A 14,541-nucleotide genomic window follows, 5' to 3' on the forward strand; every position below is an offset into this window, starting at 1 on the left:
TTCCCTACTCTGAGCCAAAACGTTGCTGGGGTCCTGCCATAGGCCCCGCCAGTAACGCGAACATTTCTTAGATAAGCTGAAATTCCCGCACCGCAATAGATGCCGGTGCGGGATTTGATATCAGGCAGTGTTTTCGACACCTTCATGGCGTTCCGCATGGATCAGCAACGGTTTTGCCTTTCCTTCGACAACGTCACTATTGATGACGATTTCCTCGACGCTATCCATGGTCGGAAGATCGAACATGGTATCAAGCAGGATGCCTTCCATGATCGAGCGCAGACCACGCGCACCGGTCTTGCGTTCAATTGCCTTGTCGGCAATTCCCTTAAGCGCATCAGGCTGGAAGGTGAGTTTCACATCTTCCATGTCGAACAGACGCTGATACTGCTTGATCAGTGCGTTTTTCGGCTCGGTCAGGATCTTGACCAAAGCTTCGTTATCGAGGTCTTCAAGCGTTGCCAGAACCGGCAGACGACCGATGAATTCCGGGATCAGACCGAATTTCAGAAGGTCTTCAGGTTCAACTTCGCGCAACACTTCACCCGTGCGACGGTCATCCTGGCTGCGAACGTCGGCACCAAAGCCGATTGCGCTGCCCTTGCCACGCTGGGAGATCACACGATCAAGACCGGCAAACGCGCCACCAACGATGAACAGAATGTTCGTGGTGTCGACCTGCAGGAATTCCTGCTGCGGATGTTTACGGCCACCTTGCGGCGGAACCGAAGCAACAGTGCCTTCCATGATCTTGAGCAATGCCTGCTGGACGCCCTCGCCCGAGACATCACGCGTGATCGACGGGTTGTCGGATTTACGCGAAATCTTGTCGACCTCGTCGATATAGACGATGCCGCGCTGGGCGCGCTCGACATTGTAGTCAGCAGCCTGCAGCAGCTTGAGAATGATATTCTCGACATCTTCACCCACGTAACCGGCTTCGGTCAGCGTGGTGGCATCAGCCATGGTGAACGGAACATCCAGAATACGGGCCAGCGTCTGAGCCAGAAGCGTTTTACCGCAACCGGTCGGACCGACCAGCATGATGTTGGATTTCGCCAGTTCGATGTCTTCATTCTTGCTGGCGTGATGCAGGCGCTTGTAATGGTTGTGAACCGCGACCGAGAGAACTTTTTTCGCATGGCCCTGACCGATGACATAGTCATCAAGGACCTTGCAAATCTCTTGCGGAGAAGGCACCCCGTCTGCCGATTTGACGAGATGGGTTTTATGCTCTTCGCGGATGATGTCCATGCAAAGCTCTACGCATTCATCACAGATGAATACGGTTGGACCGGCGATGAGCTTGCGAACCTCGTGCTGGCTCTTTCCACAGAAAGAACAGTACAGAGTGTTCTTGGAGTCCCCGCTATTCGATTTGCTCATACAAACCCCAATTACGTTTGACGTTATCTTTTATCGCCATGTTAGCCGGTAAACGATACCGATCTCAACGTTTAATCTGCGCTTTTCGGCGTTATGGCATCATGTTTGATATGGGTTCGCCAGATTGGTTACGAAACCCCTTGTATTAATCACCCAAACGTTCGAGTGCCATACAAGTTCCAGACATCATGCCGATACCTGCGCCTATACCTGTCTATGACTTAAAACTGCCATGAGGCAAGACATAAAAAAACGCCCCGGCGTTCGTCCGGGGCGTTTTTGCCGATCGTAATGGAACGATCAGTCTTTCTTTCCATCGCTTTCCGGCTTCGGACGCGATGTCACCACTTCGTCGATCAGACCGAATTCCTTGGCCTGATCCGGGGTGAGGAAGTTGTCACGCTCCATCGCATCTTCAATCGTCTTGAGATCACGGCCGGTATGTTCGACATAGATCTCGTTAAGACGCTGACGCAACGCCAGGATTTCGCGGGCATGGATTTCGATATCCGATGCCTGTCCCTGGAAACCGCCGGACGGCTGGTGGATCATGACACGCGCATTCGGCAGGCAGTAACGCTTGCCCTTTGCACCGGCCATCAACAGAAGCGAGCCCATGGATGCCGCCTGTCCCATGCACACCGTCGATACATCACAACGGATGTACTGCATGGTGTCATAGATGGCGAGACCCGAGGTCACAACACCGCCCGGAGAATTGATGTAAAGCGAAATATCCTTGTCCGGATTTTCCGATTCGAGATGCAGGAGCTGCGCGCAGATCAGTGACGACATGCCGTCATGAACCTGACCGTTGATGAAGACGATACGCTCCTTGAGCAAACGCGAAAAGATGTCATAGGCACGCTCGCCCCGGCTGGTCTGTTCAACCACCATCGGCACAAGCGAATTCATCTGTTCTCTAATCATCAACTGCAACTCCCTGCATTATCCAAAACCGTGTCCGGCAGGATTACTTCTCGTCAGATCAGTCTTCTGCTTTTTTCTTCGCAGCCGGCTTCTTGGCAGCAGCTTTCTTGGCCGGAGCCTTTTTCTCTGCGTCCTTTTTCGCCGGTGCTTTCTTAGCAGCCGATTTCTTCTTCGGAGCTTCGTCTTCCTCTTCCGGTTTCAGAAGATCTTCGACCGTTACGGTCTTTTCTTCAACCTTTGCGAGTTCGACGATGTAATCCACGACCTTGTCTTCATATACAGGGCCCTGAAGAGCCTGCAAGGCCTGCGGGTTATTTTTATAGAATTCAATAACCTGCTGTTCCTGACCCGGGTACTTCTGAGCTTCAGCAACAAGGACCTTGTTCACGTCTTCCTGGGTAACCTGGATCTCGTTTGCACGGCCAACTTCTGCAAGCAGAAGACCAAGAAGAACGCGACGTTCTGCGATTTCGCGGAACTCTTCGGTCAGCTCTTCTTCGGACTTGCCTTTGGTTTCGTCATCTTCCTGACCAGCTTCACGGGCCTGTTTGATCTGGCCGATGATGCCCTGCAGTTCGTTTTCGACCAGCGAGGTCGGAAGTTCGAAGCTGTGGTTTTCAGCCAGCGCATCAAGCAGCTGACGCTTCAGTTTCTGACGGGAAACCGATTCGTATTCGCGGCCGTAATCCTTGCGGATTGCGTCTTTAAGCGCTTCAAACGATTCCTGACCAAGTTTCTTGGCAAGTTCGTCATCCAGCTCAGCCGGTTTCTTTTCTTTGATTTCCTTGACGGTTACGTCGAACTCGGCATCTTTGCCAGCGAGTTCAGCAGCACCGTAAGCTTCCGGGAATTTCACTTTGACGACAACTTCGTCACCAGCGTTAACACCGGTCAGCTGATCTTCGAAACCATCGATGAAGGAGCCCGAACCGAGTTCGAGTTCGTAATCTTCGGCTTTGCCGCCGTCGAATGCTTCACCGTCGATTTTGCCGAGGAAGTCGATAACGACAACGTCACCGGCTTTCGACTTGCGCTTGCGTGCGAGCGGAGCAGTGGTGCCCTGCGCTGCGGCAATACGATCAAGGGTTTCGTTAACCTTGCTGTCGTCAAGTTCAACAACTTCACGGGTCAGTTTCAGCTTTTTGAAGTCCATTGCTTCGATTGCCGGGATGACTTCAACAGCGATGTCGAACTCAAGATCCCCGCCTTCATCGAATTTGGTTACTTCGATTTTCGGCTGAACGGCCGGACGCAGGTCGTTGTCGGAAAGAACTTTGCCGGTGTTTTCGTTCACAGCGGCTTCAAGAACTTCGCCCATGACAGCCTGGCCATAACGCTGACGAAGCAGTTTCGCCGGAATTTTGCCCGGACGGAAGCCCGGCAGGCGAACCTGGTCTTTGATCTCGTCAAGCTTGGCGACGACTTTTTCTTCGATATGTGCGGCGGGCACGACGACTTTGAACTCGCGCGCCAGGCCTTCGTTTTTGGTTTCAGTAACCTGCATAGATAACTCTTTTGCTTGGTTCGAATAATGTCCGTTACGCGACGCAGTCCGGACGTCAGAAAGTCAATATGACTAAACGAATATATAACCTGATCTATTTTAAAGCCTGCAAGTGGTACGGGCGAAGGGACTCGAACCCCCACGGATTGCTCCACTGGAACCTAAATCCAGCGCGTCTACCAGTTCCGCCACGCCCGCACACAAGCACGCAATTCACGCCGGTAAGACCGGAATGAGTGCGCCTTAATACAAACTTCGCTCACCTCATGCAAGCATCGCCTTTTCGACAAATGCAATCTTGTGGAATTTAACAGGCCATCACACGGAATATCTAGCAGGTTTCAAGGGTTTCCGGCTTTTGCAAAACTAGCGCAAATGACGCTTTACTGCACCAGATGCGGCTATTTTGCCCTGCCCGACATAGCTTTCATGATTTTTTTCAATCATCGAAAGGTCGTAAAGATAGTTCACCATCATGCCAAATGACTGCATCCAGCCAGTTTCATTTCCGTTGCCATTCCAGTTCAGCCGTTCGACCCGTGCCCCGTTGGTCAGATGGAAATGCGCCACCGGATCAAATGCCGATCCTGTCTCAACCCGCTTGGCATTCAAAAGATACCAAGCCGTAAGGTATTCGATATTGGTGCGCGTGCGTTCGCTCACCTCGTCCGGGTGTTTTGCAGGCGGTTTGGGCCCCATCAGATCATCACAATCGCGCAAGGCTGCCTCAATTGCCTTGGGCAGTCCTGTGTCCTGCTTTTGCGACATGGCATCAAGTTGCCGGTCCATCCAGCTGCGCATAGCCGGAATGGGAGACAGGGTACAGAACTGCTTGAGATCCGGAAGATCACGTTGCAATTCCCCAACCACCCGCTTGATCAGGAAATCACCAAAACTGATTCCCGCCAGGCCAGCCTGCGCATTTGAAATCGAATAGAAGATGGCGGTATCGGCAAGCTTCGACTCTTGTTCGTCTGCGTCATCCTGATCACTCTGGATCAGGGCATCGACACTACCTGCAATGCCATTGACCAGGGCCACCTCGACAAAAATAAGCGGCTCGTCGGGCATTCCCGGATGGAAAAAGGCAAAACACCGGCGATCCGGTGCCAACCGACGTTTCAGGTCATCCCAGCTTTGAATGGCGTGAACGGCTTCATAGGCGATCAGTTTTTCAAGAAGGGAAGCAGAAGAATTCCATGTAATGCGTTGCAGTTCCAGAAAGCCGATATCAAACCAGCCTGCGAGGAGTTCCTTAAGGTCACGCTCAAGGATAACAAGCCCCGGGGCTTCCTTACGCCACCGCAAAAGATCCGCCCGCAAATCAACCAGAAACTTCACACCCTGGGGTAATGAATTGAATTCCTTAAGAATCATGCGAAATGGCGGCGTAAGGGCAGCTCTCAGTTCTGCCTCCAGCAAAGCCTGTTCGGCAAGATCATCAACCATGTTCCAGTCTGACATGATCGCTCCGACACGGTCTCGATCAACGCCAAACTCGTTGATTAGCAGGTGCAAAAATTCGCGCTTTCCCGCGTCATCAAGACGCAGAAAATCATGACCAAGCGCCGCCGCACGCGAACGTGCCGAGACCGCCCCGCCACGCTTGGCAAGGCAATCGGTGATCTGGCGACGCCAGCGCTCCTGACGGCTCTGACTTTCATCAAGACCAAGGCCACGCACCACCGGGCTGTCACGCAATTCGCGCCAGGCAACCCGAAGGTTATCAATTGTTCTGTCCAAGAAGGTCTGAGACATGCCTGTCTCCCACATCCGGTAGTTCTGTTTTTGTGATTTCAAGGTAAGTATATCGGGTGACATCAACCAAACATCCAGCATGCCCGCAAAGATGTCATAATTCTGGCCCGTCGGTATTTAACCGTTTCACTTGATCACCGGATACACCCCTAGCCTTTTTTGCGCGATGCCAGCCAAAGTTCGCGCAAAATACCGGGCAAATGTTCCGGGATATCCTCGGCAATCAGGCCCGGCCCGATATCTGTTCCGCTGCGGGCATGAAGCCAGACCGCCATACAGCTTGCATCGAACATTTCCATGCCTTGCGCCATCAGACCGCCAATAATCCCGGCCAGAACATCGCCCGATCCGGCTGTTGCCAGCCAGGGGGCATCGGCGGCACTGATTGCGGCCCGGCCATCAGGTGCGGCAATCACCGTATCCGCCCCCTTGATCAGAACTGTCGCACCACTTCGTTTCGCCGCTGCGCGCGCCCGGGTCAATTTATCGCCAGTGATATCGGGGAACAGGCGGGAAAATTCGCCCTCATGCGGGGTAAGAACCGTCGGCCCCTGAATCGCAAAACATAATGTAGACGGATCATCGGCAAAGCTTGTGAGCGCATCTGCATCCAGAACGGTCGAACGGCACAGATGCAAAAGTTTAAGGACAAGACTTCTGGTGTCATCCCCCAGACCATATCCCGGCCCGATCACAAAGGCATTGTGACGACAGTCATTTAAAAGGCTTTCGACCTGTCCGATTGGCGCTGTCATATTGCCCGGGGTATCTGACGCATAAACCGGAAGTGCCACCGGATCTGATACAATGGTCAACAACCCGACACCTGATCGGCGGGCGGCACGCGCAACAAGCCGTGTTGCACCGGTCATCGATGCCCCGCCAAAAGCCAGCAGATGACCACGATGATATTTGTGCCCATCCAGTCCGGGCCAGTGGATACCAGCACGCCACAGAACCGGATCATTGCGCCAGCAATTCGGACGCATTTCGGAAATGGTCTGATCGGAAATACCGATATCACGGATGGCCAGTTCACCGCACATCAACCGGCCGGGCAAAAGGTAATGACCGGGCTTTGCCCGACAGAATGTCACCGTCAGATCCGCCTTGACACCACAGCCCCAAATCGCGCCACTATTGCCATCCACTCCCGATGGCACATCGACGGATACGACCGATGCAATACTTGAATTTATCGTGGTGATCAGTTCGGCAATCTCGCCGGTAATCTCGCGCGCCAGTCCTGCCCCGAAGATACAATCCACCAGCAAATCCGCACCGACGACAAGGGCTGGTGAAAGACGCTCCACCGCGCCGTCCCAGCGTGCAACATGAAGGGCCGCGTCGCCCTTAAGTGATACAACATCCCCCATCAGGCCCAGCCGGACCGACCAGCCGGCGTCGCGCAGCAATCTGGCAATCACAAAACCGTCGCCACCATTATTGCCCGGACCACACAAAACAGAGACCGACCGAGGGGACCAGTGACGTATGATTTCCTCAAACACCACACGTCCGGCATTGTCCATCAACACATCACCGGCAAGACCGCCTTCAATCGTTCGGCGGTCTGCTTCGTACATCTGGTCTGTGGTCAGGATTTCAAACATTTTACCCCGTCTGTTTTATCACTGCGCCCGATCATTCCGACGCATTTTCATAGGTGCAAAAAAGATCAAAAGTCGCCGGTAGCCATTTGTTTTACACGACAGTATATTGCAAACAAATTCGCAAGTCAGACAGATAACGCATTGTCCTATCTATCTGGGCTGCTTCACGAACGCACTTTCCGCAACAAGGCTTTGCCCGCATGCATGTTGTCGTAATGGGTGCTGGCGTCATCGGGGCGACAGCGGCCTGGTATCTTTTGCAAAATGGTCATCAGGTCACCGTCATTGATCGCCAACATGCAAGTGCACAGGAAACAAGCTTTGCCAATGGCGGTCAAATTTCGGCATGCCATGCAACACCATGGGCCAATGCCGGCACCCCGAAACAAATCCTGAAATGGCTTGGACACGAGGAAGCACCGCTTCTGGTCCGCATGCGCTTTGACCCGCAGCTTTTTGCCTGGGGTTTGCGGTTCTTGCGAAATTGCACCGATGAACGTGCCCGCATCAATCTTGAAAAGGCCTTGCGCGTTGCGACCTATAGTCGCGACTGCCTGCGCGCCCTCCGCTGCGAACTTGATCTGGATTATGATCTCAGCGAACGCGGAATTTTGCATGTCTGCCGTGATGCCTACGAAATGGACGCTGTTGATCGGGCAACTGCGCAGATGCGTGACCTTGGACTTAACCGGAAAACCGTCAGCCCCGACGAATGTTATGAAATCGAACCTGCCCTTCGCCAAAGTAACGCCCCGATTGTGGGTGGCAGCTTCACACCCGATGATGAAAGCGGCGATGCCCGCAAATTTACCGAACGCTTGACCGAACATTGCATCGCCCGGGGCGCCACATTCCGCTTCAACACACAGATCAGACGCCTGATCCATGATGAGGGCAGGATCACCTCGGTACAAACCGATCAGGGCAACATTACAGCTGACGCCTTTCTGGTCTGTCTTGGAAGTTATAGTCCGTTATTGCTGAAGCCACTTGGCCTGAGTGCGCCGATCTATCCGTGCAAGGGATATTCGATCAGCATTGATACCACCGGTTATCACGGCGCCCCTCAGACCGCCCTGATCGATGACAGCGTCAAAATGGTGTATTCGCGACTTGGCAACCAACTCAGGGTAGCAGGGACCGCAGAGCTGGATGGTTACAACCTGCGAATGTCACCAAAAAGAAATCAGCTTATCGTCGATAAAGCATTAGAATTATTTCCGAATTGCGGAGATCGATCGACCATCAGTTTCTGGTCGGGTTTACGCCCGGTAACGCCCGATTCTGCCCCTATTCTTGGGGGTACTAAATATGATAATCTATACCTTAATACGGGGCATGGGACGCTGGGCTGGACGATGAGTTGTGGGTCGGCAAAGGCAATCGCCGACGTAATAAGCAATCGCACACCTGACATCCCGCTTACGGGGCTGGGTATCGAGCGTTTTAAACGAGCGTTACTGTAAAACAATGGGACCAGGGGCTGAAATGACCAGCAATACACCGATTGGCACCACCAATGTGCCATTGGCAGATCAGGTTGTTCTGAACGCCCTGCCCTATGCGGCGGTCATTTGTGATCGCAACGGACTGGTCCTGCAATGTAACGAAGCCATCGCCAGACTGATCGGCGTGTCGCGTGATCGCATGCTGGGTCGCAAGGCCGGCTTCCTGTCCAGGGGCCTTATCAACGATATTGAAGATGTGTTTTCATCCGGCCGGACCTGGCGCGGGGACATTGTTCTTGTCGGCGCTTCGAATGAAAGCCATGTCTGCGATCTTTCCATCGCGCCGCTTGAATATTTCCAGAACAACGAAACGCGTACAGCGGTTTTGATGACGCTTCTGGAAAATGACCGTCAGCAACAGGCTGAACGTTCCCTGATGGAGCAAAACCGCCATCAGGCCGATGCCAACGCATCCAAATCCGACTTCATTGCCAATATGGGGCATGAGCTTCGTACACCACTAAATGCGATCATCGGCAACTCCGAGCTGATTGCCGAGGCTGTTCTGGGCGATATCCCCGACGGATACCGCGAATGCGGACGCGACGTTTACGAGGCCGGTAAACATCTGCTTGAACTGGTCAATAATGTTCTTGATGTTTCCAAGCTTTCTGCTGGCTCGATGACTTTGCAATCCGAAAACGTCGATCTTGGCACGATCATCAACGAAGCAGCCAAGCTTGTTCACGATGACATTTCGCGACGTCGGCATAACCTTGAAATCGACTTGCCACGCGAAAGCGTCTTGCTGCGCTGTGACAAGCTGAAACTCAAACAGATTCTGATCAATATCCTGAGCAATGCGGCGAAATTCACCCCGGATGGAGGTGACATTTCCATCGGGCTCTCCATGACACCCGATGACATCACCATTTCGATTGCCGATAACGGTGTCGGCATGAGCCCGAATGACATTCCCCGTGCGCTTGCCCGTTTCTCGCAACTCCACCCATCTGGGGTCAAGGAAAGTGCCGGAACCGGTCTTGGCCTGCCACTTGCCAAATTGCTTGTTGAATTGCATGGCGGCCGCTTGAGCATCGAAAGCGACCTTGGCAAGGGCACCACGGTGCGCATCACATTGCCACGTACCTGACCATTCCCGAATTCAGACAAATCAAAAGCCCGCACCGGTAGTCTTGGTACAGGCTTTGTCATTTCCCGGAGCTGCCTGACGAGAGTTACTGTTGCTGTGCGGCTGACTGGTTGATCTGGTCGTGACGTTGGCTGATCTCATCTGGCCAGCGGCTTTTGATATAGGACAAACTGGCAAGGATTTCCTCATCCGTCAGGGTGTTCTCATATGCGGGCATGGCCGATTTGTAATCGTTGCCTGCAATTGCCGCCGGACCATATTTGGTCAGGGCAAACAACATGGCATCGGGATGATGCCATGTGTGACCGGTTTCATCATGCGGGGGTGCTGGCAGCAAACCATCGTCACCACGTTCACGCCAGTTCGCCTGACCTTCGAATCTTGCCCCATGGCATGAAGCACAATTGGCGTCATAGACCTTTTTGCCCAGTGCCACGAGTTTCAGGTCATCAGGGCGCAGTTCCACATTTTGCATCTGTCCGGATTGCGGCCCAAAGAAACTTACGATCCCGTACATGATGGCCGCACCGACTGCCGCCCCCAACACCATAACACTTTTGTTTTGCACTGCTTGTTCTCTCTCTGAAGACGTCTTTCTGCGCGCGGTCAGCGCGCCAGATCATTGATGATGGGGCAATGGGGCCGGTCATCACCGTGACAGGCATGAACCAGATCAGACAAGGTCTTTTGCAGGCTTTGCAATTCGGCAATCTTGCGTTCGATCTCGCCCAGATGGGTTTTGGCGATTTCCTTGACGTCCGAAGAGGCCCGGTTGCGGTCTTCGTAAAGTGACAGCAACACACGGCAATCCTCGACCGAAAATCCAAGCCCGCGCGCACGTTGCAGAAACCGCAATTTATGAAGGTCATCCTCGCCATAGTCGCGATAGCCGTTTTCCATCCGGCCCGGATTTACCAGACCGATATCCTCGTAATACCGAATGGTCTTGGCAGGAAGTCCGCAATTCTTTGCTGCATCGGAAATATTCATTTTATTCCCCACTCTTATGGCGGCGCACGTTCCAGCGCCGCAACGTCAGGGAGTTGCCAACCACCGAAACCGAACTCAGCGCCATTGCAGCACCGGCAATTGCCGGGCTAAGAACACCAAGTGCCGCCAGTGGCACACCCACCACGTTATAGGCAAAGGCCCAAAACAGGTTCTGGGCGATCTTGCGCCGGGTTGCGATCGATATGTCAATCGCAGCCGACACCAGTGCCGGATCCGAACGCATCAAGGTGATACCCGCCGTTTCCATGGCAATATCCGTACCACCACCCATCGCAATACCAACATCTGCCGCTGCCAATGCCGGTGCATCATTGATGCCATCGCCAACCATGGCGACACGACGTCCCTGTTTGCGGAGTTTCTCGACCTCAAGCGCCTTGTCTTGCGGGCGGATACGACCTTCGCCGCGCTCCAGCCCCAGTTCGCGGGCAACGTGACTGGCGACGTCCTGGCTGTCGCCCGAAAGCATGATCGACGAAATACCGCGCGCCTTCAAATCGGCAATTGCCTGTTTCGCGCTTTCACGAATGCGGTCCTCAAGGGTGATATATCCGGCAAAGGCACCGTCAATCGCCACCAGAACGACGGTACGCCCTTCGCTCTCATGTTGTTTGATTTCAATGGCAACCTTATCAGAAAGCGACTGGATGCCCTGATCGGTCAGCAACGCCTCGGTTCCGATGGCAACCGCGTGACCATCAACCTTGGCAAGGACGCCTGCACCGGTTTTGCCCTTGAAGTCCTCAATCTCGGGCAGGACAATATTTTCGTCCTTTGCAAGTGAGACAATCGCACGTGCCAACGGATGTTCGCTTGCAGCCTGAACCCCGGCCACGAGACGCAACATTTCATTGCGATCCATGCCATCCGCGGCGCAAACGTCACGCACCGTCGGCGTGCCCTCGGTCAAGGTGCCGGTTTTGTCAAAAATCACCGTATCAACATTATGGGCCTGTTCGAGCGCCTCAAAATTACGGATCAGAATGCCATTCCGTGCCGCACTGCCTGTTCCGGCGACAAGTGCCGTCGGGGTTGCAAGACCAAGCGCACAGGGACATGCGATCACAAGCACCGACACGGCGGCCACGATTGATGCCTCTGCCCCATAGCCCATCAGCAACCAGACAATAAGCGTCGCAACGGCAATGACGACAACAATCGGCACGAAAACAGATGATACACGATCAACCAGCTTCTGAACCGGGGCCTTGCCCGTCTGGGCCTTTTCAACCAGACGAATAATCCGCGATAGCGTGGTGTCATCACCAACGGCACGCACTTCGATATCAAGGCGACCGGTGCCATTTACAGCACCACCAACAACCCCGTCTCCCGCGACGCGGGCAACCGGACGTGTTTCGCCGGTAATCAGGCTTTCATCCAGTTCACTTTCACCTGCAACCACAGTACCATCGACGGGCAAACGTTCGCCCGGCAGTACACGAACGATATCGCCGACCGTAAGGCTTTCGATGGCGACATCCTGTTCACCTTCACCCTCTACCAGCTTGCGCGCACGACGCGGACGCAACGCCATCAATTCACGAATGGCGGCGGATGCGCCACGCTTGGCGCGTTCTTCCATAATCTTGCCAGCAAGGATAAGGGTGATAATGGCAGCCGATGCCTCGAAATACAGATGCATTTCCCCGGGTTGGCCGACCGCCATGTTATAGACACTCAGGAAATAGGCGGCTGACGTTCCGAGCGCGACAAGAACGTCCATATTGGCGCTGCGATGACGCAGCGCGGCCCACGCTCCCTTGTAGAAACGGTGACCGATCACGAACTGAACCGGCGTTGCCAGGGCAAGTTCGACCCAGGCAGACAAGTGATAAGTCACACCAAGGTTCATCCAGACCATCTGCAACACCAGCGGAGCGGTCAGAAGCGCTGACACTGCAAGCAACACAAGGGATTTGTCCACCTTGCCTGATACTGCTTTGCCATCGGCATCCTGATCGGCACCGGAAGATTTATTGCGCGATGTTGCGTGATACCCCGCATCTTCGATCGCCTTGATCACGGCGGCATCGTTTGCCTTGCCCGGCAGTGCTTCTATGTCTGCGCGCTCAAGGGCAAAATTCACACTCGCCGATGTAACACCGGGCATCGCTGCCAGTGCCTTTTCAACGCGAAGGGCACAGTTCGCACAGGTCATGCCATCAACATCAAAGGACAGCTGCTGCTGCGGCACACTGTAACCGGCATCCTTGATGGTGGCCGCAATCCGTGCGGTATCGATCTTGTCTGTATCAAAGCGGATATGTGCTGAATTCAGCGCAAGATTGACATCTACCTCGGCAACGCCATCCAGTCCGGCAATCGCCTTTTCAACCCGTCCGGCGCAATTGGCACAGGTCATGCCGTCGACAGGCAAGGTGACTTCATCCTGATGGGACGGCGACGCTGGCGCACTTGCCTCTGCATCGCGTTCGTCTGTTTCGATCTGGCCATCCATATCACGTAACCTCAATCTGGTTTGGAGGGTCTCCGCATATTTTGTCGCTATGCCGTAGCTGACCCTATTCTTGATATGGGCGAAGATAGACCTTCCAGCAACTGGAAGGTCAAGACAAAAAAATCGGAATGGACGAAGTCGAGATGCGCATTGAAAAAAGCAAGAAAAAACCCCGGATCATGTCCGGGGTTCTTGTCGGGTCAGGCTTGATAATTCTTATCCGTGCGGGCTTGGTTCGCCTGCTGCACGGAACTGAATATAATTCTGAAGCCCCATCATATCGATCAGACGGATCTGCTGTTCGATCCAGTATGCGTGATCCTCTTCGCTGTCATCAAGCAGTCCGACCAGCATCTGGCGGGTCTGGAAATCGTCCTCTGCTTCGGCAATCTTGATCGCTTTTTTCAGAAGATTGATGACGTGATATTCGTGCTCGAGATCATTTTTCATCATCTCGGGAACGGTTTTGCCGATCTTGATCGGTTCACGTGACGCGGTATCGGGCACACCTTCAAGGAACAGGATACGCTCGATCAAACGCTTTGCGTGTTCAAGCTCTTCGTCCTTTTCATGGTGCATGCGCTCATAAAGCGAATGCAGGCCCCAGTCGGCATACATTTCTGCGTGCGTATTGTACTGGTCCGCCGCGGACAGCTCGGCTGTGAGCTGTTTGTTGAGTGCGGCAATAACCTTCTTGCTACCCTTCATGGCGTTAAGCTCCTGATCTGATTAGTCGCCGTCGCCTGAACGGCTCTGAATGTAATTTGCAATACCGACATGTTCGAGTTGCCATTCTTCGGTCTCAAGCCAGTCGACATGCTCTTCCTGCTCTTCAAGGAATTTCACCAGCAGATCGCGGGTGACAAAATCCTCGGCCTTTTCGCAGGCAGTAATTGCTTCGCGCAGCAGCGGCAGGGATGCCAGTTCGAACTTCATGTCGCAACTGACGATCTCCTGAACATTTTCGCCGATCATGAGTTTGTTGAGGTTCTGAAGATTGGGCAGACCTTCAAGGAACAGAATGCGCTCGATAGTATCATCTGCACGTTTCATTTCCTTGATGGAAAGCTTGTATTCATATTCGCCCATTTCTTCGACACCCCAGTCGCGCAGCATCCGGGCATGCAGGAAATACTGGTTAATCGCAGTCAACTGATTTGTCAGAATGCGATTAAGGTATGTGATGATCTTGGGATCACCTTTCATCATGGCTCTCCTGATGGTTGGGCTTCCATGATATTGGGAACAGCCCCCACCCGTTTCAAGAGAAAAGCGCG

General features: G+C 53.6%; 12 protein-coding genes and 1 tRNA gene. 2 read left to right on the forward strand and 11 right to left on the reverse strand.

The genetic code is table 11. The annotated features are described in order from the left end of the window. Positions 1-120: 120 nt before the first annotated feature. The 6 genes from clpX to WA318_RS11795 form a co-directional block, all read right to left on the reverse strand. On the reverse strand, positions 121-1,386 hold the full coding sequence (gene clpX, locus WA318_RS11770; protein WP_114097346.1) for an ATP-dependent Clp protease ATP-binding subunit ClpX: 1,266 nt from the start codon (positions 1,384-1,386) through the stop codon (positions 121-123). 300 nt (positions 1,387-1,686) lie between these two features. Next, positions 1,687-2,316, reverse strand: coding sequence for an ATP-dependent Clp endopeptidase proteolytic subunit ClpP (clpP, locus tag WA318_RS11775; protein ID WP_114097345.1), 630 nt, complete (start codon positions 2,314-2,316; stop codon positions 1,687-1,689). Positions 2,317-2,374: 58 nt separating this feature from the next. After that, positions 2,375-3,820, reverse strand: coding sequence for a trigger factor (gene tig, locus WA318_RS11780; RefSeq protein ID WP_114097344.1), 1,446 nt, complete (start codon positions 3,818-3,820; stop codon positions 2,375-2,377). A 113-nt stretch (positions 3,821-3,933) separates the two neighbouring features. Next, positions 3,934-4,018 (reverse strand) — tRNA-Leu (locus WA318_RS11785). A 168-nt stretch (positions 4,019-4,186) separates the two neighbouring features. Continuing rightward, entirely contained in the window at positions 4,187-5,578 is a 1,392-nt protein-coding gene (locus WA318_RS11790) for a malonyl-CoA decarboxylase (RefSeq protein WP_336081277.1), read from the reverse strand. A 149-nt stretch (positions 5,579-5,727) separates the two neighbouring features. Next, a complete protein-coding gene (locus tag WA318_RS11795; RefSeq protein ID WP_336081279.1) occupies positions 5,728-7,191 on the reverse strand; it encodes an NAD(P)H-hydrate dehydratase in 1,464 nt (487 codons plus the stop codon). Positions 7,192-7,391: 200 nt separating this feature from the next. Here WA318_RS11795 and WA318_RS11800 point away from each other — a divergent pair, with 200 nt between their 5' ends. Then, positions 7,392-8,657, forward strand: a complete 1,266-nt coding sequence (locus WA318_RS11800; RefSeq protein ID WP_336081281.1) for a D-amino acid dehydrogenase — start codon at positions 7,392-7,394, stop codon at positions 8,655-8,657. Positions 8,658-8,679: 22 nt separating this feature from the next. After that, positions 8,680-9,792, forward strand: a complete 1,113-nt coding sequence (locus WA318_RS11805; protein WP_336081283.1) for a PAS domain-containing sensor histidine kinase — start codon at positions 8,680-8,682, stop codon at positions 9,790-9,792. 85 nt (positions 9,793-9,877) lie between these two features. Here WA318_RS11805 and WA318_RS11810 read toward each other — a convergent pair whose 3' ends face one another. The 5 genes from WA318_RS11810 to bfr (WA318_RS11830) form a co-directional block, all read right to left on the reverse strand. Further along, on the reverse strand, positions 9,878-10,360 hold the full coding sequence (locus tag WA318_RS11810; RefSeq protein ID WP_336081285.1) for a c-type cytochrome: 483 nt from the start codon (positions 10,358-10,360) through the stop codon (positions 9,878-9,880). 38 nt (positions 10,361-10,398) lie between these two features. After that, positions 10,399-10,782, reverse strand: coding sequence for a Cu(I)-responsive transcriptional regulator (gene cueR, locus WA318_RS11815; RefSeq protein ID WP_114097340.1), 384 nt, complete (start codon positions 10,780-10,782; stop codon positions 10,399-10,401). Position 10,783: 1 nt separating this feature from the next. Continuing rightward, entirely contained in the window at positions 10,784-13,264 is a 2,481-nt protein-coding gene (locus tag WA318_RS11820) for a heavy metal translocating P-type ATPase (RefSeq protein ID WP_336081289.1), read from the reverse strand. Positions 13,265-13,480: 216 nt separating this feature from the next. After that, the gene (gene bfr, locus WA318_RS11825; RefSeq protein WP_114097338.1) at positions 13,481-13,972 is read right to left on the reverse strand and encodes a bacterioferritin; all 492 of its coding nucleotides are present in this window, start codon (positions 13,970-13,972) and stop codon (positions 13,481-13,483) included. A 21-nt stretch (positions 13,973-13,993) separates the two neighbouring features. After that, positions 13,994-14,470, reverse strand: coding sequence for a bacterioferritin (gene bfr, locus WA318_RS11830; protein WP_114097520.1), 477 nt, complete (start codon positions 14,468-14,470; stop codon positions 13,994-13,996). Positions 14,471-14,541 lie beyond the last annotated feature (71 nt).

The sequence above is a fragment of the Thalassospira sp. CH_XMU1448-2 genome (assembly GCF_037027285.1).
Taxonomy (GTDB): domain Bacteria; phylum Pseudomonadota; class Alphaproteobacteria; order Rhodospirillales; family Thalassospiraceae; genus Thalassospira; species Thalassospira profundimaris_C.

Coding starts and splice junctions, on each gene's coding strand:
- WA318_RS11790 (WP_336081277.1), bottom strand. CDS start 5,578: ATGTCTCAGACCTTCTTGGACAGAACAATTGATAACCTTCGGGTTGCC.
- WA318_RS11820 (WP_336081289.1), bottom strand. CDS start 13,264: ATGGATGGCCAGATCGAAACAGACGAACGCGATGCAGAGGCAAGTGCG.
- WA318_RS11800 (WP_336081281.1), top strand. CDS start 7,392: ATGCATGTTGTCGTAATGGGTGCTGGCGTCATCGGGGCGACAGCGGCC.
- WA318_RS11805 (WP_336081283.1), top strand. CDS start 8,680: ATGACCAGCAATACACCGATTGGCACCACCAATGTGCCATTGGCAGAT.
- tig (WP_114097344.1), bottom strand. CDS start 3,820: ATGCAGGTTACTGAAACCAAAAACGAAGGCCTGGCGCGCGAGTTCAAA.
- bfr (WP_114097338.1), bottom strand. CDS start 13,972: ATGAAGGGTAGCAAGAAGGTTATTGCCGCACTCAACAAACAGCTCACA.
- cueR (WP_114097340.1), bottom strand. CDS start 10,782: ATGAATATTTCCGATGCAGCAAAGAATTGCGGACTTCCTGCCAAGACC.
- WA318_RS11795 (WP_336081279.1), bottom strand. CDS start 7,191: ATGTTTGAAATCCTGACCACAGACCAGATGTACGAAGCAGACCGCCGA.
- clpP (WP_114097345.1), bottom strand. CDS start 2,316: ATGATTAGAGAACAGATGAATTCGCTTGTGCCGATGGTGGTTGAACAG.
- bfr (WP_114097520.1), bottom strand. CDS start 14,470: ATGAAAGGTGATCCCAAGATCATCACATACCTTAATCGCATTCTGACA.
- clpX (WP_114097346.1), bottom strand. CDS start 1,386: ATGAGCAAATCGAATAGCGGGGACTCCAAGAACACTCTGTACTGTTCT.